The sequence below is a fragment of the Xenorhabdus innexi genome (genome assembly GCF_002632485.1).
In the GTDB taxonomy this organism is placed as follows: Bacteria; Pseudomonadota; Gammaproteobacteria; order Enterobacterales; family Enterobacteriaceae; genus Xenorhabdus; species Xenorhabdus innexi.
In genome coordinates this window covers 23,264-48,054 of sequence record NZ_NIBU01000016.1, presented here as the reverse complement: position 1 = coordinate 48,054, position 24,791 = coordinate 23,264, and the positions used below count along the sequence as shown (strand labels likewise).

Below are 24,791 nucleotides of genomic sequence, written 5' to 3'. Positions count from 1 at the left end.
AAACAAAAAAATTAGTCGCCTATTTCTATTTTCTATCACCTATAGTCGGGCATTGATAAATCGAATCCCGTATTCCGAAAAGGTCTGACTAACTAATTCAGTTGATAGTGTATTAATCCCATCTGAATCGGATGAAATGAATAGTTTGCTTTTTCTTTATTCAGTTCGGCCTCCTGTCTTACTTACTTTTCCCATAACTCTTTATTGTCATTATTTAAGTATCCGGTCACAAATTTAAAATTATAAATCATAGTATGAAATTCTGATCACTTGTGGCTTTTGTGGTTTTTTTGACCGTATTTTCACCTGATATTATGTTTTTTGACCATAATTGTTAATATTTTTTTTCTTTTATGTTTTTATGATGTTTCATTTGTTGTCAGGGTTATATTGACGTCAGGCATGACAATTGTTTAATTGATAAGCGAAGAAAATAACACAGGCCGGGACAGTGATATTCAGGCAGGAAATTCTGGGCTTGGCTAAGGCACAATAAACATCACAAACGGAGCTTCCGTAATGACTATCTCCAAAAAGAAAAAGCCCGGTTTACTGAAATTGGGCATTGGTCTTGTTTCTTTAGCTGTAGCTGCTGGTGTGCAGGCAAAAACACTGGTCTATTGCTCAGAAGGTTCACCTGAAGGTTTTAATCCTCAATTATTTACCTCTGGTACAACTTTTGATGCCAGTGCCAGACCTATTTATAACCGTCTGGTAGATTTCAAATTAGGCACAACAGAGATTATTCCCAGCCTCTCTGATCGTTGGGAAGTGAGCGATGATGGTAAAACTTACACCTTCCATTTGCGTAAGGGTGTGAAGTGGCAGGGTAGTAAAGATTTTAAACCAACCCGCGATTTCAATGCTGATGACATTCTCTTTACCTTTATGCGCCAGAAGGATAAAAACCACCCGTACCATAAAGTTTCCGGTGGCAGCTATGAATACTTTATCGGCATGGATATGGGAAATATCATCAGTAAAATAGAAAAAGTGGACGATTATACTGTTCGCTTTGAGCTATCCCGTCCTGAAGCCCCTTTCTTAGCTAATCTGGCAATGGATTTCGCTTCGATTCTTTCCAAAGAATATGCTGATGTCATGATGAAAGCGGGTACACCGGAGAAAGTTGACCTCAACCCCGTTGGAACAGGGCCATTCCAGTTAGTGCAGTACCAGAAAGACTCCCGCATTCTCTATAAAGCGTTTAAAGATTATTGGGAAGGAGCCGCGAAAATTGACCGTCTGGTCTTCTCTATTACCCCTGACGCCTCTGTACGTTATGCAAAATTACAGAAAAATGAGTGTCAGGTCATGCCCTATCCGAATCCGGCCGATATTGCGGGTATGAAACAGAACAAAGACATCGTCCTGAAAGAACAGGCAGGGCTGAATGTCGGTTATGTTTCTTACAATGTCACCAAAAAGCCAATGGATAACCTCAAAGTTCGTCAGGCGCTGACAATGGCGGTGAACAAAGATGCCATTATTGAGGCTGTATATCAGGGAGCTGGCCAGAAAGCGAAAAATCTGATCCCACCGACCATGTGGGGCTATAACGATGATGTGAAAGATTACGCCTATGATCCCGCGAAAGCTAAAGAATTGATGAAAGAGGCCGGCTTCCCGAATGGTTTTGAAACCGATCTTTGGGCAATGCCGGTACAGCGTCCTTATAATCCGAATGCCCGCCGTATGGCAGAAATGATTCAGGCTGACTGGGCCAAAATTGGCGTGAAAGCCAAAATCGTTACTTATGAATGGGGTGAATATCTGAAACGAGCCAAAGATGGTGAACCTCAAAACGTGATGATGGGCTGGACAGGGGATAATGGTGATCCTGATAACTTCTTTGGTACGTTGTTCAGTTGTGCAGCTAAACAACAAGGCTCTAACTATTCAAAATGGTGTGATAAACAATTTGAGGACATCATTCTGCCTGCGCGTGAAGTCGCTGATGTAGCCAAACGCACTGAGCTTTATAAGCAAGCGCAAGTAGTGATGCATGAACAGGTTCCTGCATTGATTATTGCCCACTCCACGGTTTACGAACCTATTCGCAAGGAAGTGAAAGGTTACGTGGTTGATCCACTCGGCAAGCACCTCTTTTACAACGTAGATCTCAAATAATCCTGTTCCTGATTTTTTGTGATTAACCCTTCCCCCAGATTTTTCTTGGGGGAAGGGTTGTACTTCTCTGGTAGGCAAGCAGGTCTGTGTAATACATAAACAGCCTGAGAGCTGTAACGAATAATTAAAAAAGAGAATTCAGGATATGCTGCAATTTATCCTCCGACGTTTGGGGCTGGTGATCCCGACGTTTATTGGCATTACTCTGCTGACTTTCGCTTTTGTGCACATGATCCCCGGTGATCCGGTACTCATTATGGCAGGGGAGCGTGGTGTTTCGGCTGAGCGTCATGCCGAACTGATGGCAATGATGGGGCTGGATAAGCCTCTTTGGGAGCAATACCTTCATTATATCAATGGGATACTTCATGGTGATTTGGGGGTATCCCTGAAAAGCCGTATTCCGGTGTGGGATGAGTTTGTCCCCCGGTTTCAGGCCACATTGGAGTTAGGCGTCTGTGCCATGCTATTTGCAATTTCTGTCGGTATCCCTGTTGGTGTACTGGCGGCAGTCAAACGTGGCTCTGTCTTTGATCATACCGCTGTTGGCCTGTCTCTGACCGGCTACTCAATGCCCATCTTCTGGTGGGGTATTATGCTTATCATGCTGGTTTCTGTTCACTGGAACCTGACTCCTGTTTCCGGTCGCATAAGCGATAGTGTATTCCTTGATGACAGCTATCCCCTGACCGGCTTTATGCTGGTTGATACCCTGTTTTGGGGGGAAGATGGCGATTTCGTTGATGCTGTGATGCATATGATCCTGCCTGCGGTTGTATTGGGGACGATCCCACTGGCGGTCATTGTTCGTATGACCCGCTCCTCCATGCTGGAAGTATTGGGCGAAGATTATATCCGTACCGCACGGGCAAAAGGGCTGAGTCGCCTGCGAGTCATTATCATTCATGCGTTGCGTAATGCGTTACTGCCTGTAGTCACGGTAATTGGCCTGCAAGTCGGCGTTATGCTGGCGGGTGCGATTCTGACGGAAACGATTTTTTCATGGCCGGGGCTGGGGCGTTGGTTGATTGATGCTCTCCAGCGGCGGGATTATCCGGTGGTACAGGGCGGGGTATTGCTGGTAGCAACCATGATCATTCTGGTCAATTTTGTGGTTGATTTGCTTTATGGCATCGTCAACCCACGTATCCGGCATAAGAAATAAGGAGCACATGATGACTCAACTTACTGAGCAAACAGTATCAAGTGCGCCAAAAATGATGACGCCGATACAGGAATTCTGGCATTACTTTAAACGCAATAAAGGGGCGGTTATCGGCCTTGCCTACATTGTACTGATGTTGTTGATTGCGTTGTTTGCAAACGTCTTGGCGCCACATGGCCCGGCGGAACAGTTCCGTGATTCTCTGCTGTTCCCGCCGGTATGGCAGGAAGGGGGAAGCTGGAAGTTTATTCTTGGTACTGACGATGTTGGGCGAGATATCCTTTCCCGCCTGATGTATGGCGCCCGTCTTTCCTTACTGGTTGGCTGTCTGGTTGTCGTGATGTCGCTGGTGATGGGGATTATTCTGGGTCTCTTATCCGGTTATTTTGGCGGTGCTATTGATGCAGCCATCATGCGGTTGGTGGATATTATGCTGGCCTTGCCCAGCCTGCTGTTAGCACTGGTGTTGGTGGCTATCTTCGGCCCCTCTATTGTCAATGCATCACTGGCGCTGACATTTGTTGCACTGCCTCACTATATCCGTCTGACGCGGGCTGCGGTACTGGTGGAAGTGAACCGTGACTATGTGACTGCTTCTCAGGTAGCTGGTGCGGGTGCAATACGCCAGATGTTCATTAATATCCTGCCAAACTGCCTTGCCCCATTGATTGTACAGGCCTCATTAGGGTTCTCGAACGCCATTCTCGATATGGCTGCATTGGGTTTTCTGGGAATGGGAGCACAGCCGCCTACTCCTGAATGGGGAACCATGCTGTCAGATGTATTGCAGTTCGCTCAGAGTGCCTGGTGGGTTGTCACCTTTCCGGGGCTGGCGATCCTGTTGACGGTACTGGCATTTAACCTGATGGGAGACGGGTTGCGTGATGCGCTCGATCCTAAGCTCAAGCAGTAGGGGTATGGAATGGCATTGTTGAATATAGACCAATTATCGGTGCACTTCGGTGACGAAGATGCACCATTCCGCGCCGTTGACCGTATCAGCTACAGGGTTGAGCAGGGGCAGGTTGTCGGTATTGTCGGGGAATCAGGTTCTGGTAAATCCGTCAGTTCACTGGCGATTATGGGGTTGATAGATTATCCGGGCAAAGTGATGGCAGGAAAGCTGGAGTTTGATGGCTGCGATCTGACGAAAATATCTGAAAAAGAGCGCCGTCAGTTGATTGGTGCAGAGGTGTCGATGATTTTTCAGGACCCGATGACCAGCCTTAATCCCTGCTATACCGTGGGCTATCAGATTATGGAAGCGCTGAAAGTTCATCAGGGAGGCAGTCGTAAAACCCGTTATCAGCGTGCGATTGATTTGCTGACTTTGGTGGGTATCCCCGATCCTGCATCTCGTCTGGATGTTTATCCGCATCAGTTATCAGGAGGAATGAGCCAGCGTGTGATGATTGCGATGGCAATAGCCTGTCGGCCAAAATTGCTGATTGCGGATGAACCGACAACGGCGCTGGACGTTACTATTCAGGCTCAAATCATTGAACTGCTGCTTGAGTTACAACAGCGGGAAAATATGGCTCTGATCCTGATCACTCATGATTTGGCACTGGTCGCGGAAGCCGCACAACATATTATTGTGATGTATGCCGGTCAGGTAGTGGAAGCAGGGAAGGCGACGGAAATATTCAAAGCGCCGCGTCATCCCTATACACAAGCATTATTACGGGCGCTACCGGAATTTGCAGTAGACAAGGCTCGTTTGGCTTCATTGCCGGGGGTTGTTCCGGGGAAATATGATCGTCCTGTCGGATGTTTGCTCAATCCGCGCTGCCCTTATGCCACAGAGCATTGTTATCAGACTGAGCCTGAATTGAAGGTCGTTGGAGAGCGTCAGGTTAAATGTCATATGCCGCTGAATGATGATGGGAGGCCAACGATATGAGTATGGAAAAAACCGCCGTTCCTTTGCTGAAAGCTATCGGGTTAAAAAAATATTATCCGGTCAAAGCAGGGATATTTTCATCTGAGCGGATGCTTAAAGCATTGGATGGTGTCTCATTTGAACTGGAAAAAGGCAAAACATTGGCTGTTGTCGGGGAGTCTGGCTGTGGGAAATCCACGTTAGGGCGCCTGTTGACAATGATAGAAAAGCCGACAGAAGGAGAGCTGTACTATCTGGGGCAGGATTTATTGTTACCTGATAAAGAAGCGGAAAAACTCCGGCGTCAGAAAATCCAGATTGTCTTCCAGAACCCTTATGCCTCATTGAATCCACGAAAAAAAGTGGGGCAGATTCTGGAAGAACCCCTGCTTATCAATACAACACTGACATCAGCAGAACGCAGGGAAAAAGTTCTGCAAATGATGGAGAAAGTGGGGTTAAAACCTGAACATTATCAGCGCTATCCCCATATGTTTTCCGGCGGTCAGCGCCAGCGTATTGCGATTGCCCGTGGATTAATGCTGAATCCTGATGTGGTCATTGCTGATGAACCTGTTTCTGCGCTGGATGTTTCGGTGCGGGCGCAGGTTCTGAACCTGATGATGGATTTGCAGCAAGAACTGGGTCTGTCATATGTGTTTATTTCTCATGACCTCTCCGTTGTTGAACATATTGCGGATGAAGTGATGGTCATGTATTTGGGGCGTTGTGTTGAAAAGGGCGACAAACATGCGATTTTCAATAATCCGCGTCACCCTTACACTCAGGCACTCTTGTCTGCAACACCACGTTTAAACCCTGAGCTTCGTCGTGAACGTATCAAATTAACAGGAGAATTGCCCAGTCCGATGAACCCTCCTCCGGGATGTGCTTTTGCAGCCCGTTGCCGTCATGCGTTTGGGCCATGTACTCAGCTCCAGCCTGAACTGAAACAATATGGTGAACGATTGGTTGCTTGCTTTGCGGTTGAACAGAATCAAAACCCACCGACCTAATTACCATAGGCCGTAATATAACGTTAGCTGATTCATACCGAATGGACTTCGGATGATTACAGTGGTAACGATTAATCTTTTAAGGTCTGACCTCCCCCGCCACTTACGGCGGGGGCTTCATCTAAACGAGACGATAAGAATAAAAATCAAGTATACTCAGTCGCATTAATAAGGTGTGATAGCCCGTCTTTGGCTGAGTATTGGTTTGGATAAAATGAAATCGCGTGTCAAACGTTCGTTAACTATTAAACAAATGGCGGCAGTGACTGGAGTCACTTTGGTCACTCTTGCTATTTTCATTACTATCCAATTATCGCATTTGTTGCAGCAGCGAAAAGATGATTATATTAACCAACTCCATAATGCGGCAGCTCAGATTCAAACTCCTCTGACAGAGGCTTTATTAAGATCCGATCTCAACACAGCAAAAACATTACTGATCGGGCTGAAAACATCGGGCATTTTAGGGCGGGCTGAACTGATCTCAAGGGATAACTCGCGGATTATGAGTCTGGATTTTGCAACCCACCGACCGATACCAGAATTGGCAAAACGAGTGTTTGGTATCCCTGTTGAAGTGAATATTCCTTTACATATTTACGGTATTTCAACACAAGATCTGGCAGCACAAGGGCATCTCATCCTACAGGTTGATTCCAACCGTGTGTATCGCTTTGCATTAAATACACTGGCATTAATGTTAACCACTTACTTATTGCTCGCGCTTATCATTACAGTGTCGGTAAGTTGGTGCATCAATCGTATCATCATACATCCATTGCGTGATATCGCTAAGGAACTGAATGAAGAACATCCGCCAGTTCCTATGCCTAGCCCCAAAGGTCATCAGGATGATGAACTGGGTCTTCTGGTAAAAGGTTATAATCGTCAGATGAATAAGCAAAAGTCTCGATAAAATGAAACCTTACAGGGTAAATAAAGGTCTATATACAATGAATTTCAAAATGCGTAGCCAACAAAGAGGCAGCTTGAAAGACGAAGTGTATAAGAGTCTGCGATAATATCCAGAACCTTTATTAGTTCAGGCAAGGATAAAATTAAACAGGTAGGGGTAAGTGAGAATGCAAGGCAAGAAAATCGGATATCTTATTGGTGGCATCATTCTGGCTACAACTTACTTTGCTCAAGCTGAGACTTTACAGCCTGACCCTGCCTGGCAACAGGGAAAACTGGAAAATGGGTTCAGCTGGCAAATTCTGCAAACGCCACAACGCCCGAATGACAGAATACAGTTGCGTTTAATGGTGAAAACCGGATCTCTGGCAGAGAAAAACCATCAGCAAGGTTACACTTATCTCATACCAAAAGTCGTACTCTCTTCCAGTAAAGATTTATCCTCGCAAAAATTGGAAAACCTGTGGCACAACGTAGTTGACAGTAAAAACCCTTTCCCGCCAGCCATAGTTTCATATGATTTCACCCTTTATAGCCTCAGTTTGCCAAATAATCGCCCTGAATTATTGCAGGATGCACTGATATGGCTGGCTGATATTGCGGGAGGCGCTGTATTCACAGAACAGACTTTGGCTCCGGCCATGAAAACATCGGAACATCTGGTATCGACTTTGCCATCAGACATTGATGATCCTGTATGGCGTATGCGATTACAGGGTTCAACACTGATTGGCCATGATCCCGGAGCGAGCGTATCCCTTCCAGTGGATGTGAAGAAAGTAGAAAAGTTCTATCGGCAATGGTATACACCGGATGCAATGACTTTATATATTGCGGGTAATGTTGATAGTCGGGTATTACCAGAACGCCTTAATCAGGCATTTTCATCATTGGAAGGTAAGCGGCAGACTCCGGTTGCTGTTCCCATCTTACAGCCATTAAAAACAGAAACACTGGGAGTCGAAAGTGAGAAAGCCAGACAGGACAGGCTTTCTTTAGCCTGGAATCTGAATTGGCAGCCGATTAATGACTCTCAGACACTCTTTCAGCACTGGTCAAATGAACTTGCCCGTGAGGCGCTTTACCACTATTTGCAACTGAAGATGAAAGAAAAGCCAAATGAAGCCAAACTGGATTTAGACTGTCGGATTGTGTACCAACGGGCAAACTGCTACTTAAATATGAATGTTGCATCAGACAAACTGAATGATGCCACACTTTATCTGGCTTCTGCATTGGCATCACTACGTGAAAGCGGGTTGCCACAAGAGCAGTTTGATGAACTGTATACGCAGAAGCGCATTCAACTTCAGCATCTTTTTGCCGTATATGCGCGTACAGACACAGATGTACTGATTAACCAACGTCTGATTTCCCAACAGAATAATGTGATAGATATTGCTCCTGAACAATACAGCAGATTGAGACAGATATTTTTATCCTCTCTCACACCACAAGTGTTGAACAAAAAACTGAACGAGATGTTATCTCAGGAAACTTCATTCATTCTTGTGCAGCCGAAAGGGGAATCAGTTGTTGATGTGAATCAGCTCAGAGGCAGCTTTAACCAGATTATGCGTCCGGGTCCATTACCGGAAGAACCGAAGGCGGTTGAAATATCGGGAAGTGCAGGTTAATACTTAATATTCAATGCGTAATATTTAACCCATAAAGGAAAATTCTATGATTAACCTTTATACTGACAGCTCTCCTAACGGATTTAAAATAACAATTGCGTTGGAAGAGCTTGGTTCCATATGTATTAAACCATGTGCAGATTGATAAAGGTGAGAATTTATTACCGGAATTCTTACGGCTTAATCCGCATGGGCGCATTCCTGTTATATTTGACAGCGAAACAAATACGACTATTTTTGAGTCTGCGGCAATCCTTCTTTGTTTAGTATAAAAATCTAAGTGAGTGGCATGAAAGAATTGCAACCAGACCGGTAGTACAACGTGGAATTTTAATACCTGAACCGGCAACAGGGCCTTAAAATAAAAAGATCAAAAAGGGCGAGATATTCGCCCTAATCGTTTATTTCATATTTGGAAAATATCTTATTTCTTCGCAGCAGCTCGTACTTCTGTCACGCTATTGCCACCAATTCCCCAATTATCCGTTTCCACTTCATCAATGATAACAAAGGTGGTGGCCGGATTTTTGCCAAGTACATCCACCAGCAACTGGGTTGCGCCTTCAATTAATTGTTTCTTCTGTTCAGCTGTAGCCCCTTCACGGGTGATTTTGATGTTCACAAATGGCATAGATGACTCCTTTTAGTTTTTTATAGAATGCTTCTGATGAAGCTGTCTCGGTTTGTCACTCTTTTTTCTCTGCGGTGGCTATCCACGCAGCACAGAATAGGGTCAGTCGGGCAAAGAAATAGAAAAATGCCATCAGGCCAATCACTGAACCGAAGGCAGCCCCTGAAGGTGAGCTGGCAAGGCGTGGCAGCATCATTGTCATAATGGATTTAATAACTTCAAATCCGATAGCTGCCATCAGGGTTCCCTGAAACAGGGCTTTCCGTTCAGGCTGATGACGGGGCAATATCCATAATATCCATAGGAATAACAGATAATTGGCAGAAATGGAAATGAACATGCCAATGGATGTCCAGGCTGGGCGCAGCCATTCGATATCTTCTAAACCAAGGGCATGGACGATGCTTGCCTGAGCAGAACCGGCAATGGAATTCAGGGAAAGTGTGATAACTAATGCGAATAGCAGGCCGAACAGGGAGAAAACGTCGCGGATATACTGAAAATAGATTTTTTCCTTATCTTCGTGAGTGCGCTCCCAAATATCGCGGGACTGGGCGCGAATTGCCTCACGCAGGTTGCCGACCCAGTTCACGCCGGAATAAAGCGCAATTGCCAGACCTGTTAACCCGACTGTTGTCCTTTGTTTTATGGCGGTATCAACACTGTTTTTCAGTGTGTTTGCCAGTGATGGATCATTGATGCTATTAGCAATTCCATTGATCAGCCTTGTCAGCAAATCAGGATTGGAAGCCAGCACAAAACCGGCCATAGCAAAAGAAAGCATCAGGATCGGGATCAGTGACAGAAAGGAGAAGTAAGTGATGGCAGCACCAAACTGGCTTCCCATTCGGTCGTTGAAACGCTGTGCAGCCCGGATCAGGTGAGCAATAAATGGGATATGACGTATATAATTGCCAATACGGATCGTCACTGAAAGTGCTTTTTTGCCACCATCCAGCCCCTTTTGTAATGGCGTATTAATCGTTTCCTTATTGATATGCTGCCCTTTTTTTAAATCACTTGGCATTACATCCTCTTAATTTTTATCGTATTTTTGATTGCGATAGATTCAGCGATAAAAACGGTTGTCATTTTATCTCCAAGTCAGTGTTGCGAACATCAATGCTCCTAACCTTACTATAGCTCGAAAGTGGATTACAGGCTGTTTACCGACAAGCGACATTGATTATCTTCACAGGTAATCGGAATGAAGTTATTAAGAATCTTTTATTAGTGCTTTTAAAGGTGCTAATATAATTCTTTTAAAGATTCTATAAAAACATCATCGCTTTCTGGAGACTAATATGGCTTATAAAATATTAACAACAATTGCAGCCAGTATTACTGATTTAAAACGCAATCCAATGGGAACGATTGCAGAAGGAGAAGGGGGCGCAGTTGCTATCTTGAATCGTAATGAGCCAGCATTTTACTGCGTTCCACCAGAGTTATATGCTTATTATCGGGAATTGGCAGAAGATGCTGAACTCAATCGTATTGCAGATGAGCGACTAGAAGATCCTGAATTTGTGAGTGTCAGCCTCGATGACTTATAAACTTGAATTTGAGAAACGGGCGCTTAAAGAGTGGCGGAGTTTGGGGCATACAATACGGGAGCTGCTTAAAAAGAAGCTGGCTGAACGTTTGAAAAATCCTCATGTTCCGGCATCTCGACTGAGTGGACGTACCAACAGATACAAGATCAAACTTAAGTCATCAGGATATCGTTTGGTTTATGAAGTCATTGATGAAAAGTTACTGCTGCTTGTGATTGCTGTTGGTAAACGCGCTGATGACGAGGTTTATAAACTCGCCGATAGCCTATAAGACTATGACTCAGAATAACGGTAGCCATATGAAGGCTACCGTTTGTGTTAAGACTGATGAATATGATTCAGGGTGTGGTCAATTAATCCAACTGATACCCTTTAATTCCACTCTGCATGGCAGGAGTTTCTGTATTGTGGTTTTCATTTTTCACAAAAGGAATTTTACCGGAAAAGATATCTTTCTGGACTGCTCCTGTGAGGTCTGCAATGGAGTCCGGTAAGTTAACACCCATATTTCTGCCTCTGTCGTAGCCTGTTACGGCCTGATGTCCGATTTGCTGAGTATTCACAGCTACCTGCCCCTGAGAACTGTCAATCCGGCTGCCGGTCAGGTGGGTTCTGCCCGCAACATTCAGATTAACGCCGTTCGTGCCGTTCAGGGTTGATTGCTCACCAACGCTTTCCTGCTCAAGCGTGTCGTAATTGCTCTTGAGTTTTCCGTTGTAATCTTTAAAAGCAGCGGTCAGACGATCTGTCAGGCTCGGAGTTCCGGTTGCAGCGATTTCTGCTGTATTTTCCGCAGAGTTACTGTCAGCAATCGGCAATGTCGTTTTATGGTCATTATCACCTTTGACTGTTCTGCTAAATCCTAATCCTGTATCCAGACCGATATTCAGGCTGTCGGTTTTGTTTTTCCGGCTTTCAACGTTGAGATTGCCACCTATATTGCCTGTCACCTGATCCGCGTTGATGTTGGTGCCCTGAAGTGAGGTATCCCGTGCACTGGTTAATGTGACGTTACCGCCAGCAACCTGATTGTTATGGTAAGTCACTCTGTTCAGACGTTCGACGCCGAATTTTACTTCTCCACCGACATTGTATTTGTTGTCAATGATGCTGTTACCGGCTTCTCCGTTATCTGTGCCACCATCACCGCCTTCATTATTACGGACTTTGCTGGATATCCCTCCTTTACCTTTAGCGCCAAAGTTCCAGCCACTGTTATTGACCGCATCCTGAGCAGAGGCCAGTTCGATCCTGCCCCGTTGTGCGGTCAGATCGACCTGCTTGCCAGAAACGTTTGTACCTTGCAGAGTCAGGTTATTTTCAGCATTCAGGCTGACATTCTGTCCGCCTGTAATTGTGCCGGTGTGAGCGATGTTTCTATTCTGCTGGTTGGTGTTATAGCCAGCACCCGCACTACCACTGAAGTTCTTGCCATCCGGGTTGGTGCCTACAGTCAGTGAAAGTTCGCCGTTATAGCCAGTGCTGTTTTTTTCCTCATGGCTGGTGGCCTGCTCGAACTGAATATTTCCGCCAGAGTTAACGTTTGTCTGACCATTGCCGCCGTTCATGGATGTTCCCTGATAACGGGCGTTTCTGGTGACTTGAACGTTAACGCCATTTTGTGCATTGATTTCACTGGTAACAGCGTTTCTGTTGTTGGTGGATTCTGCCTGATAGCTGCCACTGCCTTTGCCATTGACAGAAAGATCACTGCCTGTGCTGGTGTAAATGCGCATACGGGCATCACCAACGGTATTAGATGAGCTGCTGTTCTGCTGATTGTAGGCGGCTTCACTGGTATGGCTGCCGACATTCAGGGACGCATTACCTTTATTTGCCTGATATTTTGTTCCCTGATCGTAAAGGTCACCATTGGTATTCACCCTGATGTCGCCTGCTTTAACGGTAGTGACGACAGCGTTTGACTGATGGTTGGCGGAGTAATTGCTTTTGCCATTCATTTCCAGTTCAAGCCCGGCATTCGGTAATCCGGTTTTTGCAATGGAAGTATCCAGTTTTCCGTCTGCTGCTGCTTTAGCGGTTTTTTCCATCGGGCGACTTGCTGCGCTGTAATCGGCTGAACCACTGATTTCACCTCCGACCTGCAAGTGTCTGGTGGAGTCAGATTCGGTATTGGCTGTTGCGACATTTCGGATACTGCCCGCATTCGCCTGATAAGTGCCCTGAACCTGATATTGAGTGCCTTGTTGTTTCAGTTCACCCTGAGCATTCAGTTCAAGATTGCCATTGATCTGAGTCTCAGTGACCACTGCGGTGGTTCGATTCTGCGAACGGCCATTGTCAGAGTAACCGCCTTCAGCACCACCACCGAATCTGTCCATACCCCCGGTAGCGAAAACACCGCCATGTACTTTCTCCTGAGAATTATCAGAGGTTGTGCGGTTTTCTACGGCTGTCAGAGCAATGTTGTTGCCTGTAATTCTGGCATCTCCCTGCGTTGTGATGACTTTACCACCCGCAATCGTGACATTTTTACCGGAGTTCACCGTAATCGTGCTGCCGTTTAACTCAGCCTGTTGCTGGGTAGTTGTGTGAGTTTTCTGGTGATCAAGAGTATGCTCAAAACCTGCACCGGCGCGATACTGCTTATCTTTCGTTTCATGAGCGTAATACTGCCAGTCAAGATTGCTTCTTTCCTGCTGATGTTCATTTTGCTCACCATAAGAAAGCACATTGATATTGCCCGAAGTATCGATATTCAGCTCACCGGCACTTTTTGCCAGACTACCAATGACATTGATATCTTTATCACTGAGTAATTTCAGATCAGCATCAGAGATTAGCTGGCTGCCGGAGCTGGTTTGCTGGTTTGTTTGTTCCTGACTGGAGTTTTTGGTGATGTTGAAGATGGTGCCTTTTCTTTCATCCACTTTCTTATAAGTATTACTGACGGCGTTATCGATGATTAAGTCACCGTTATTAGCGTCAACATAGGCACCCTGTTTTGCTTTTACTTTACTGCCGGTAATGGTGACACCCTCTATTCCGCTCAGCAGTAAATGCCCGTCTGCACTGATATCAGAGGCATGATGTGTTTCCACTTTATCAAGGCTGTCTTTATTGCTGCCACCGGCGAGACCACCCCACTTACGCTTATTTTTCTCATTCACCTGATCATCAACGAGAGACTGCACAGTCACTTTTGTCTGTTGTCCGGCTGAAATAATCATGTTTTTACCTGAATGTACTTTCGAACCGGTAATTTCAGCATTACTACCTGCGTTGATCCCCAGATCACCACCGGCCTTCAGTTCGTTGCTCACCATTCTCTGGGTTGTGTTACTTGTTGTCCAGTTGCCGGTTTGCAATCCGGCACCATCGTTCTTTTTGTAGACTTTTTCGAGTGTCTTTTCTGACTCAACCAGACCCGCCAGTTTGACATCCTGCTTAGCAGAGACGGAAATTTGGTTACCGGCAGTTAAGTTACTCCCCGATATTTCTGCATTGCCTTCGTTAGCTGTCAGATGAATATTTCCCTGCGCATCAAGAGTGCTGCCTTCATATTGATACTTTTCACTTTCCTTGGTGGCATCATGCTGCCAGAGGAATTCCCATTGGTTGTTAACATTGCGCTCAACCTGATGAAGCTGCTGACCATCCAGTTTCAGGTTAGCTCCGGTCAGTTTGATGTTATCTCCTTTGATATCCGTCGCCATGATCTGATTATCTTTGCGGGCAACCAGCGTGATATTTTTACCGGCAAGCTGAGTACGGGCTATGGATTCATTATTTTGTTCCTGAGAGGTATGAACACCGCTAAAATTACTCTGGTGATTGCCTTCTCCGGTTTTTTGTTCTGTAGATTGGCTTAGCCGCCCCTGAGACAAAATATTTTTGCCTTGCAGAGTAATATCTCCACCTTGCAGATTTGCTGCCTGTAATTTCACATCACCATGAGAATCAATATACATGTCATCAGCGGCTGTTATTTTGTTCTGTAGATTGACGCCACTGCCTTCTGCGGTATTCAGCAGGCGAATACGCCCGGCCTGCATACTGCCGAGGTAGATGCTGTCGAGTTCTCCAATACCTGCTTGTTTCGAATTCAGAATTCTGCCGTCCGCTGCAATCTGGTTATTTCCGCTTGTGATATTGAGCGTTTTTGTGGTGACAACATTTCCTCTGATATCGAGTCTGGGAGCGATAAGATTCAGGACATCATTGTGAGTCAGACCGGCATTTCTGATACTCAGCGCATTTTTATTATTGAAGTTATTGAACCCTTGCAGGATGCCATTCTCAACCAGCGGATTGCCAACAACCAGTGAAGCCTGATTGGTGTTGATAAAGCCGCAGCCATTACAGGTGATCCCGTTGGGGTTTGCCAGTATGTAGTCGGCAGCCATGCCGAAAACTTCCTGCTGACCGAGTAATAATGAAGGGTTACGGCTGATCACTTCATTCAGAATGACGCTGGCAGCCTGCCCGTTCAGATGACTATTAGCCGATAATTGTCCTGCTAATTCGGACTGCCCATTAACCAGTGAGTTATTTAACACTGCCCCCATTTGGTTGACGTTAAAATCCTGATACTGGTTATGTGATAGTCCTGAATCGGATGGAGCCACAATATTGATCACTGTGGCACCGGTTTCCGCAATGGAGACATCCGGCCGGTGAGCAGCATCACCTCCGGGCGTAATGCCAGCGGCAAAACTGGTTGAACAGGTGGCCAGAATAATCGTCATGGATGCTGCAAGTTTACCCGTAGAAGATAATCTGAATTTTTTTCTTTTCATACTATTACCTCTGTTTACTTTTTGTCGTGTGAATGTGCAGCGTCCCGGGGAGAAGATCTCCCTGATTAGCTGCGGTTAAAAATAGTTATTATTTAATTAGTTAAAATAAATAAGAAAAGCGGGTTAACAGTTGTACAGGCTCATGTTTACCCCTGTCCTGATGAGATAATGTTTTGCCGCGGTTCACCTCAATATCCGCCAGAAAATGTTGGTAGCGTAAGGCTGCCCCAACACTGAACCCTGCGTTACTTCTCCATGATGATTCCTGTCGGTTGTGGCTTTTAACCTGACCGACATCGGCTCCGACGCGAAAAGTCAGTGAACTTTCAGGTAAAGGTAGTGCGTAAGATAAGGTGTTTCTCAGATACCAGCCGTTATCTGCCGAGAGGGTATTTTTGCTGAATCCCCGCACTGCATTACGATCGGTAATATTGAGCCACTCAACGCCGGGGAGCCCGTTCGGGCTGTATTGGGTATAAAACTGGCTGTTAAGACGATATGGAACAGTAAACAGCCTGAAGTTTTGCTGTAAATTTACCGACAACCTTCCTTTGGTAAAGCGTGTATTCAGGCTGTTGATGGAAGTTTGTTCGCTAAGCCACGGTGTTCCCTGTTCAATTCCGGTGTCAAAAGTGATCAGGCCATTCGGAATAATTTGTAAATGGCTTATTCCCAGTGAAAATACGGTTAATGTCTGGTTGCCGAAGCGGGATTTTTGCTCATTGAAGTAGCTGCTGGAGTTTTTGTAAATAAATTGGCTGCTTACTGTCGAAATCTGGGACTGATTGCGGTGGAATACCCAATCCATACGCAGACCCGATTGCTGAGATTTTCCGCTCAGTTTGAGGGAGCTGATCGGCAGTTTGAGCTGGCTTTTATATTGGGAATAACTGGTGAAACCGCTGAAAGTTACGGCACCATAAGGCAATGAATAAAACAGTGTCGCCGCCCGATTATATTGGGTACTGGGTTTATCGATGGTGCTGACGCCACTGACGCTGACAAAATCTGACAGCCCGAGTGGGCTGTCGAAGCTGGTATTCAGCCTGCTTATCCATTTTCCGGTACTTTTTTGCCCGTAGTTATCAGTGAGCGCAGTGATACGCCACGGAGTGGAATGCTGATTATACAACCGGATAATAGACCCGCCACTGACTGTACCGGGCAGAATATCGAGGGTTGTTTTATTCGATTGCAGACGATTTGACTGATCCAGTCCTTGATCCAGTTGATTCAGGTTCAATGGCTGATTGTTCAGCCCCGGGAACAGCATCCGGCTGTTAACCCAGCGATCACCGCCTTCAATGGCTTCGACGAAACCTTCAACAATGCTGAGTCCTAATTCCCTATTATAATCAGGGGGAATGAATTGTACCCGGGCGGTAATGTAGCCTTTGGCAATATAGAGCTTAGTGATCTCTGTGGTCAGTTGATTAATGTGATTGCTGGTAATACACCGCTCCGGCAATGCACTGAGGGTATTCATTTCTGCTATAGAAAGCAGGGTAATACCCTGAAGGTAAACGCCGCTGATATCCAGACATGCCGGTGCTTCAGGCAGTACCGGAGAGGCGGTTTGTGATGAAAGGCTATCAGAGCGTTCGATAAATCCCCGGTAGCGACGCTGTTCAATAAGCTGGTCTATTTCCCGTGAACTATCCTGTAAGGTTCTTCTGGCTTCGTCTATCGATAGTGCAGAATCAGGTGCTTCTGGCAATGCGCTGGCCTGAAGAGAGATAGATAATAAGATAAAAACTGCCGTCCTTTTGAACATCGTAATACCCAAGTGGCCATAGTTGAGTTGGATTGCTCATACCTTTCGTTTTCCAAGTTGTTACTGAAAAACCATTAGGTATATATAGTTATTCTGGTTTATTAATTAGCCATTAAAGCATATAAATTATTTTATTTTGCTCTGATTACTGATGGCCGTTTGTTCTATTTGATTATTTATAGTTATATATTTAACTTAATTATTTACCATAACCCATTTTGGTTATGTTTTGTCGGGTGTTTTTGTATTAACTCAAATTGGGGGTGGGAATTAACTAAAATTTCAAATAATTAATGAGGGAGAGGTGAACTGATTTTTATAAAGATAGAGTGGTGAGAAGGTGACATTGGTTATTAATAAATCATGTAATTATTAATTTATATATTTTTATTTATTATAAAAATAATCACTATTTAAAAATCTTTCTTGCAGAAAAAAACAAAAAATAAAATATAAATGAGAAAAAGGGGATTTAAAGTAAATTAACAGAAAGGAGTTCATTTTTAGAATATAATTCAGCCAATGGATATTATCCATTGGCTGAGTATTTATTACTTAAAACTTATTATCTAAAATCTGATAAATAAGATATTAAGCAACAATTGGCGCACGCCAGTCGTCAGCACCAGAAGTACCTGCGGTAGTGTGTTCCCACTCAATCTTACGATAAGCCAGAGAAACACGAACCAACTGAGTGAACTCAGCTTTTGCTGGGTCCTGGCAGTGTGGCATTTTGCAGTCGATGTCAACGATAGTTGCGTCTACCAGTTTAGTAGAGAAGAAGTGCTCTTGTTTACCTTCGATAGAGGTACGGTACCACTTCAGTTCTACTGTAGGTAACATTTCACCGGAAGCCAGTGCGTTGTACATCAGAGGAACGGCTTTATTCAGTGCAACAGTAAAGCGGAATGGCTTATGTGCACGCTGACCAGAAGGCTGGCCTGACTGTGGGTCAGTCGGAACAGTAACGATGTGGTCAAATTCCTGAACCAGCATTTCGTCTTCGTGGCCCTGAACAAAGATATTACCTACTGACTCAGCGGTAAATGCGCCTGCAGTGATATGACCTTGAGTTTTTCCGTTGATGGAAATATAACATGGAGTTGGCATATGAATATCCTATAAAAATTTACCAATATAAGTGTAAGTGCTCATTCCTTGCGTGATTATTCCACTCACTAAATGAAATAAAATTAGCGATGCCGAACACTCGGAGCGAATAATAAAGCTGAAATTCTCTGATGCAAAGCTATTTGTAAATTGCAAGACAAGCTTAAATTCAATGACAAATAAAAATTTTATAATCATTGCTGTTATAAAAGATATGGCTGATTTTTTATAAACAGTAAGCTCTTTTGGCTGTATTAAATTTAATCACCGTAAATTTAATGTATTTAACTTTATGATAATTATCTATTTTTTATTTTTCATTTATTTATTTTTCATGATCATTAATAAAGTGTGACGAATGTCAAAAAAATGAATCCAAAAAAGAGTTTTATGCGGGATAATTAATCGGAATGAAATAAAAAACAGACTTTATGATAATCTTATGTCACTAATTTTTGAGATTATATTTTATTCATAACATATGAAAAATATTCCTTTTTACACAATTGATAGGTAATCGGCCTATATACACCTATAAAGAGTAAAACCAAACTTTTATCTATTTAGTAAGAGGAAAATAATTATAAATTTCCAAGAACTACAATAAAAGTATTAAAAGCCAGAATAGAGGGTATTATCAATTAGTGTTTTGGCTTTACATCAAAAAAATAAAGTGTCAAACTCGCTATTGACGATTTTTTATATCGATGTTATTTCCACGACTGGATGGAATATTTCTGTATATTTATCTATATGGTGATATATAAAAGTCTGCTTATGTCTGTAAATACAGTTGTTTTCCTACGCCTATTTTTTTAGGAAGCCCTGCTGTATTTGTTATATGGATAAACATTGTAATTATTATCTTACCAATAATGGGTTGTTAGACAGTTCATGGTTGTATTAGCCAAAGGGTTGAAATATGAGTAAAAATAGTCCTGGTAGCGTAGCTCCTAAAGAAAGAATTAATATTAAATATGTTCCTAATACAGGTGATCAGACCGCAGAAGTTGAATTGCCGCTGAATCTTCTGGTTGTCGGTGACCTGAAAGGAAAGAAAGAAGATACGCCAATTGAAGAAAGACAAACAGTTTCTGTTAATAAAAATAACTTCAATGCAGTAATGAATGAGGCGAACATCAACCTGACTTTTAACGTCCCTAATCGCCTCGATGAAAATAGTGAAGACGATTTACCAGTTAGTCTGGATATTAAATCACTAAGTGATTTCTCACCGGATAATATCGCCAAGAAAGTACCAGAGCTGAATAAACTTCTGGAACTGCGTGAAGCATTAGTTGCATTAAAAGGCCCTCTGGGAAATATCCCCGCATTTCGCGCTCGCCTGCAGTCACTGCTGGATGATGAATCCGTTCGTGAACAACTCCTGAAAGAACTTGAAATCATCAATAAAAAATAACTCGTTAAAGGAATTTTAAATGGCTCAGCACGAAGAAAACAGCACAGCACTTGCTTCTGGCGCAACCACTTCTCTGCTTGATGAAATTATGTCTCAAGCGAGAATGACTCCTGAAAATGACGGCTACTACATTGCAAAACAGGGTGTTGCCGCTTTTATCGGTAGCATTCTGGACACTGGCTCTAACGAAGAACCTATCAATAAGCTCCTCGTTGACAAAATGATTGTCGAGCTTGATAAAAAGCTGAGTGAGCAGATGGATGAAATCATGCACGCTAAGCAATTTCAGGAGCTGGAATCTTCCTGGCGTTCACTGAAAATGCTGGTCGATCGCACTGATTTCCGTGAAAACATCAAAATCAACATTATTCACGCGACTAAAGATGAATTGCTGGAAGACTTTGAGTTCTCTCCAGAGATTATTCAGTCCGGTTTCTACAAGCATGTTTACTCTGCGGGTTACGGCCAGTTCGGTGGTGAGCCTGTAGCAACCGTTATCGGTAACTATGCTTTCGAAAACACCACACCTGATATCAAACTGATGCAGTATGTCAGCTCAGTGGGTGCAATGGCTCATGCACCATTCCTTTCTTCTGTTTCACCTGAATTCTTTGGTGTTAACAAATTTACTGACCTGCCAGCGATTAAAGATCTGAAATCGGTCTTCGAAGGCCCTTCACACACCAAATGGCGTGCACTGCGTGAATCTGAAGACTCCCGTTATCTGGGTCTGACTGCACCACGTTTCCTGCTGCGTCTGCCATATTCCTCCGTTGAAAACCCAATCAAAAACTTCAACTATCAGGAAAATGTCAGCCGTGATCACGAGCACTATCTGTGGGGTAACACCGCTTATCTGCTGGCAAGCTGCCTGACAGACAGCTTTGCTAAATATCGCTGGTGCCCGAACATCATCGGCCCACAGAGTGGTGGTGCGGTGAGTGATCTGCCGGTTCATCTGTATGAAGCGATGGGTCAGGTACAGGCGAAGATCCCAACGGAAGTTCTGATCACTGACCGTCGTGAATTCGAACTGGCTGAAGAAGGCTTTATCACTCTGACCATGCGTAAGGGCAGCGATAACGCAGCATTCTTCTCTGCAAACTCCGTGCAGAAACCAAAAGTGTTCCCGAACACCCGTGAAGGAAACATCGCGGCAACTAACTACAAGCTGGGTACACAGCTGCCATACATGTTCATCATCAACCGTCTGGCTCACTACATCAAAGTGTTGCAGCGCGAGCAGATCGGTTCCTGGAAAGAGCGTCAGGATCTGGAGCGTGAACTGAACATGTGGCTGAAACAGTACATTGCTGATCAGGAAAACCCGCCAACTGACGTTCGTAGCCGTCGCCCACTGCGCGCTGCTGAAATCAAGGTGCTGGATGTTGAAGGTGATCCGGGCTGGTATCAGGTTGCGATGCAGGTTCGCCCACATTTCAAATACATGGGTGCAAGTTTCGAACTGTCGCTGGTCGGACGTTTGGATAAGGAATAATCATGGCTGCGCTGTACAGTTGGAACAGAGGCAGCTCTGCCAGTCTGTTCGAGCGCATTCAAGGGAAGGGCTCCGGCTCTTCCCGTCAGTCAAGGATGCGTGCACTACTTGATTCTATAAAGAAACATTTGAATGAAGTGCTTAATTCGCGCCCTGGTGCCTGCCAGAGTGCCATTGAACTGGGTGTCATTGACCTTAATGATGCAACCGCAACCTCAGTGGATTTCAAGCAAAGTATCGAATGGGCGATAGAAGAGTGCATCAGAAATTATGAGCCCAGAATATCAGCGGTTTCAGTCAGTGCCATCAATGATGAGTCAGATCCGTTGTTATTGAGCTTTCATATCAGTGCGGAAGTTTCCCTGGATGATATCAACGATGTTGTGGAATTCAGCATCCAGTTGGACAACAACCGACGCTACTGCCTGGAGCGAACTCAATAAATGTCATTTGAAAAATATTTCAGAGATGAGCTGAACTATTTGCGGCAACTGGGGAAAGAAGCCGCAGTTGAGCGCCCTCATCTTGCTGCTTTTCTGTCTGAACAAGGTTCTGACCCCGACGTTGAGCGTTTGCTTGAAGGTTTTGCATTTCTGACAGGCAATCTGCGGGCAAAGATTGATGATCAGTTTCCTGAACTGACTCATGGCCTGCTCAATATGCTCTGGCCTAATTACCTGCGTCCGACGCCCAGTATGACCATCATCGAATATACGCCTGATGAGAGTGTGGTGACCAAAGCGACACAGGTTAAGCGTGGCACACAGATTATGAGTAATCCGCTGGCAGCTCATGATGATATCTATTCGAATGAAAAGCAGTCGGAGGGTAAAAGGGATGATCACAGCCGATGCACGTTCACTTTATGCCGTGATGTCTGGCTTTTTCCGCTTTCTATTCAGGATATTTCCGTTAATAACAGTAATGAACAGGGAATTATCGGCCTGAATTTTGCCTCAAAAACCGAACTGAACCTGCATGAACTGGAACTGGATAAATTGCGGTTCTACCTGAGCGGTGATGACTATACCACGTCTCAGCTCTATTTCTGGCTCTGCTACTACTTCAGAAAAGCGGAATTGGTGATTGGCGATACGGTGATCCCTCTGCCGGATTTTGACTTCGTGCCTGTCGGGTTTGAGCGGGACGATGCCCTGTTGCCTTACCCCAAAAATGCCTATATGGGGTATCGCATTTTGCAGGAATATTTCTGTTTTGCCGAAAGTTTCCTGTTTTTTGACGTGAAGGGATTCCCGAAACTGCCTGAAGATCTCAAGACCAAAGATTTCAAACTGAACTTACATTTTTCTCAGGCATTGCCACCGGAAGCGAAGATCCGCCATGACACTTTTCGTCTGCACTGTACACCGGCGATTAACCTGTTTCCGATGGACAGCGAAGCGATTGAACTGAACGGCAGCCAGACGGAATACCCGCTGAAAGCCAGTTACAGCTTCCCGGATAACTACGATATTTTTTCTGTCGATGGTGTGGAAAGCTGGCTGACGGGAGAGAACGGTGAACGCAGCCGGGCACGTGTCGGCGAGCGGGTTTATACCCCGTTTGAAAGTTTCAACCATCAGATAGATAACGAAGATGAACACTCAATGCGCTATTACCGTCTGCGGGTGAAGGAGTCACCTTTCCGCAGAGGGCTGGAGCATTTCATTTCGTTTGTCCGTGGCGATGAATCAGACCTGATCAGACTCAGACTGAAAGAGAACGTTTCCGTCAGCCTGACCTGCACCAACCGTGAACTGCCGCTGGAGCTACGTGTCGGCGACATTAATTACCCTTCTATCGGCAGTCCGTCATTTGCGACATTCCGCAATATCACCCGCCCGTCAGTACCGCTTTATCCGCTGCTGGACGGAGGCCTGCACTGGTCGCTGCTGTCAAATATGTCGCTGAACTACATGTCATTGCTGGATAAGGATGCTCTGAAACAGGTTCTGCGTACTTACGATTTCCCGAGTATTCACAATCGGCAGTCCAAACGGTCATCACAGAAACGGCTTGATGCTATTGAAAAAATCGAGACAGAGCCGACGGATCGTCTGTTCCGGGGGCAACCGGTAAGGGGTTTGCGCTCCACATTGTATATCCGGCAGCAGGCATTCAGTTCAGAAGGTGAGCTTTATCTGTTCAGCACGATTTTGTCACGGTTTTTCTCACTGTATGCCAGCGTCAACGCTTTTCATATGTTGAAGGTAATCAATCTAGATAATCAGGAATGTTATGAATGGCCGGTACAGATAGGTCAACACTCGTTGATGTAATCACAGAGCAGAGTTCTGCCAAATCGCTGGGAGTGGATATCTCACGATACAACTTTTACCAGTTGGTTGAGCTGCTCAATCAGCTGGCGGTAGCGTGGGAAAAAACCGGAGAGACAGATCGGCCTGAACGTGAATCTGTCCGCTTCAAATCCAGTGCCAGCCTGGCATTCCCTACCCGTGACGTGGTTTCACTGACGCAGTCCAAACAAGGGTATTTTGAGCTGGAAGTCTCTTTTTTGGGGCTACATGGCAGCCAGTCCCCGATGCCGGGTTATTACCTGGATTCACTGGCATGGGAAGACGCTCAGGGTGAAAACCGGCTGACGGATTTTCTCAACCTGTTTAACCATCGCTTAATCACTCTCCTGCACCAGATTTGGCGGAAGTACCGTTATTACATCTGCTTTAAAAAAGGCGGGGAAGATGGCTTTTCCCAGCGCATGTTTTCTCTGGTAGGGCTAGGCAGTGATGTTAACCGCCGGATGCTGAACATCAATCACAGCAAAATGCTGGCGTATGCCGGGTTGCTGGCAAGCCCCGGTCGCTCACCGGAAGTGATATGCAGTCTGGTTTCCCACTGTTTTGACTTACAGGATGTCACCCTGCACGGCTGGCAGTTCAGGAAAGTCACCATTCCGATTGATCAGCAGAATCGTCTGGGGGGAACCAATAAAGGGCAAAAAATTGGTGATACCGAGCTGTCAGTATTAGGACAAAACTTCACCATCGGCTCATGGATCGGGGATTACAGCGGGAAATTCCTGCTTAGTATCAACAATCTGCCCCGTGATCGGTTCCTGTCATTTCTGCCGGACGGAAAAAACTATCTCCCGTTGGTGATGTTCATTTCCTTCGTCATGCGCAGTCAGTTTGCGTGGGAGTTACGTCTTGGGCTGGCGGAAAATCAGGTTGGCGGCATGGTTCTGGGGGCAAAACAGCATAACCATCTGGGCTGGACCAGCTTTCTCGGCGAGCCGGAAAAGAAACCCTCTGTCACAATTTCAGTTATGGAATAACG

General features: G+C 45.0%; 20 protein-coding genes. 15 read left to right on the top strand and 5 right to left on the bottom strand.

Annotated features, from left to right (window positions below; translation table 11 throughout):
- Positions 1 to 519 precede the first annotated feature (519 nt).
- From dppA to Xinn_RS22680, 8 genes are all read left to right on the top strand, one after another.
- Positions 520 to 2,130: a dipeptide ABC transporter periplasmic-binding protein DppA gene (gene dppA, locus Xinn_RS08740; protein WP_086954686.1), complete on the top strand. Its 1,611-nt coding sequence runs from the start codon at positions 520 to 522 to the stop codon at positions 2,128 to 2,130.
- A 145-nt stretch (positions 2,131 to 2,275) separates the two neighbouring features.
- Positions 2,276 to 3,295: a dipeptide ABC transporter permease DppB gene (gene dppB, locus Xinn_RS08735; RefSeq protein ID WP_086954685.1), complete on the top strand. Its 1,020-nt coding sequence runs from the start codon at positions 2,276 to 2,278 to the stop codon at positions 3,293 to 3,295.
- A gap of 10 nt (positions 3,296 to 3,305) precedes the next feature.
- Positions 3,306 to 4,208, top strand: a complete 903-nt coding sequence (gene dppC, locus Xinn_RS08730) for a dipeptide ABC transporter permease DppC (RefSeq protein ID WP_086954684.1) — start codon at positions 3,306 to 3,308, stop codon at positions 4,206 to 4,208.
- Between the two features lie 9 nt (positions 4,209 to 4,217).
- A complete protein-coding gene (dppD, locus tag Xinn_RS08725) occupies positions 4,218 to 5,198 on the top strand; it encodes a dipeptide ABC transporter ATP-binding protein (protein ID WP_086954683.1) in 981 nt (326 codons plus the stop codon).
- Positions 5,195 to 6,193 carry a dipeptide ABC transporter ATP-binding subunit DppF gene (dppF, locus tag Xinn_RS08720; protein WP_086954682.1) on the top strand — a complete coding sequence of 333 codons (999 nt, stop codon included), beginning with the start codon at positions 5,195 to 5,197 and terminating at the stop codon, positions 6,191 to 6,193. The genes dppD and dppF overlap by 4 nt, the downstream gene beginning before the upstream one ends.
- Before the next feature lie 214 nt (positions 6,194 to 6,407).
- Positions 6,408 to 7,109: a HAMP domain-containing protein gene (locus Xinn_RS08715; protein WP_086956528.1), complete on the top strand. Its 702-nt coding sequence runs from the start codon at positions 6,408 to 6,410 to the stop codon at positions 7,107 to 7,109.
- A gap of 166 nt (positions 7,110 to 7,275) precedes the next feature.
- Positions 7,276 to 8,745: an insulinase family protein gene (locus Xinn_RS08710; RefSeq protein WP_086954681.1), complete on the top strand. Its 1,470-nt coding sequence runs from the start codon at positions 7,276 to 7,278 to the stop codon at positions 8,743 to 8,745.
- 134 nt (positions 8,746 to 8,879) lie between these two features.
- Positions 8,880 to 9,017, top strand: a complete 138-nt coding sequence (locus tag Xinn_RS22680; RefSeq protein WP_244590171.1) for a thioredoxin domain-containing protein — start codon at positions 8,880 to 8,882, stop codon at positions 9,015 to 9,017.
- 152 nt (positions 9,018 to 9,169) lie between these two features.
- On the opposite strand, the gene Xinn_RS08700 is transcribed toward Xinn_RS22680, so the two are convergent.
- Positions 9,170 to 9,376, bottom strand: coding sequence for a 2-hydroxymuconate tautomerase family protein (locus Xinn_RS08700; protein WP_086954680.1), 207 nt, complete (start codon positions 9,374 to 9,376; stop codon positions 9,170 to 9,172).
- Between the two features lie 55 nt (positions 9,377 to 9,431).
- A complete protein-coding gene (gene yhjD / locus Xinn_RS08695) occupies positions 9,432 to 10,403 on the bottom strand; it encodes an inner membrane protein YhjD (protein WP_086954679.1) in 972 nt (323 codons plus the stop codon).
- Between the two features lie 277 nt (positions 10,404 to 10,680).
- Between yhjD and Xinn_RS08690 the strand changes: the two genes are divergently transcribed.
- The gene (locus tag Xinn_RS08690) at positions 10,681 to 10,932 is read left to right on the top strand and encodes a type II toxin-antitoxin system Phd/YefM family antitoxin (protein WP_086954678.1); all 252 of its coding nucleotides are present in this window, start codon (positions 10,681 to 10,683) and stop codon (positions 10,930 to 10,932) included.
- Positions 10,922 to 11,203 carry a type II toxin-antitoxin system RelE family toxin gene (locus tag Xinn_RS08685; RefSeq protein WP_086954677.1) on the top strand — a complete coding sequence of 94 codons (282 nt, stop codon included), beginning with the start codon at positions 10,922 to 10,924 and terminating at the stop codon, positions 11,201 to 11,203. The genes Xinn_RS08690 and Xinn_RS08685 overlap by 11 nt, the downstream gene beginning before the upstream one ends.
- 82 nt (positions 11,204 to 11,285) lie before the next feature.
- Here Xinn_RS08685 and Xinn_RS08680 read toward each other — a convergent pair whose 3' ends face one another.
- The 3 genes from Xinn_RS08680 to Xinn_RS08670 all read right to left on the bottom strand — a co-directional run bounded on the left by Xinn_RS08680 (position 11,286) and on the right by Xinn_RS08670 (position 18,576).
- Positions 11,286 to 15,692 (bottom strand): hemagglutinin repeat-containing protein, encoded by a 4,407-nt coding sequence (locus tag Xinn_RS08680; protein ID WP_086954676.1) that lies wholly within the window; start codon positions 15,690 to 15,692, stop codon positions 11,286 to 11,288.
- A 100-nt stretch (positions 15,693 to 15,792) separates the two neighbouring features.
- A complete protein-coding gene (locus Xinn_RS08675; RefSeq protein WP_086954675.1) occupies positions 15,793 to 17,466 on the bottom strand; it encodes a ShlB/FhaC/HecB family hemolysin secretion/activation protein in 1,674 nt (557 codons plus the stop codon).
- 591 nt (positions 17,467 to 18,057) lie between these two features.
- On the bottom strand, positions 18,058 to 18,576 hold the full coding sequence (locus Xinn_RS08670; protein WP_086954674.1) for an Hcp family type VI secretion system effector: 519 nt from the start codon (positions 18,574 to 18,576) through the stop codon (positions 18,058 to 18,060).
- A gap of 922 nt (positions 18,577 to 19,498) precedes the next feature.
- Here Xinn_RS08670 and tssB point away from each other — a divergent pair.
- The 5 genes from tssB to tssG are packed head-to-tail and all read left to right on the top strand — an operon-like array spanning position 19,499 to position 24,789.
- Positions 19,499 to 19,996: a type VI secretion system contractile sheath small subunit gene (tssB, locus tag Xinn_RS08665; RefSeq protein ID WP_086954673.1), complete on the top strand. Its 498-nt coding sequence runs from the start codon at positions 19,499 to 19,501 to the stop codon at positions 19,994 to 19,996.
- A gap of 19 nt (positions 19,997 to 20,015) precedes the next feature.
- Positions 20,016 to 21,494 carry a type VI secretion system contractile sheath large subunit gene (tssC, locus tag Xinn_RS08660; protein ID WP_086954672.1) on the top strand — a complete coding sequence of 493 codons (1,479 nt, stop codon included), beginning with the start codon at positions 20,016 to 20,018 and terminating at the stop codon, positions 21,492 to 21,494.
- 2 nt (positions 21,495 to 21,496) lie between these two features.
- Entirely contained in the window at positions 21,497 to 21,937 is a 441-nt protein-coding gene (gene tssE, locus Xinn_RS08655; RefSeq protein ID WP_086954671.1) for a type VI secretion system baseplate subunit TssE, read from the top strand.
- Positions 21,938 to 23,773, top strand: coding sequence for a type VI secretion system baseplate subunit TssF (tssF, locus tag Xinn_RS08650; RefSeq protein ID WP_086954670.1), 1,836 nt, complete (start codon positions 21,938 to 21,940; stop codon positions 23,771 to 23,773). It abuts the gene before it with no gap.
- Positions 23,737 to 24,789, top strand: coding sequence for a type VI secretion system baseplate subunit TssG (gene tssG / locus Xinn_RS08645; RefSeq protein ID WP_086954669.1), 1,053 nt, complete (start codon positions 23,737 to 23,739; stop codon positions 24,787 to 24,789). The genes tssF and tssG overlap by 37 nt, the downstream gene beginning before the upstream one ends.
- Positions 24,790 to 24,791: the final 2 nt, after the last annotated feature.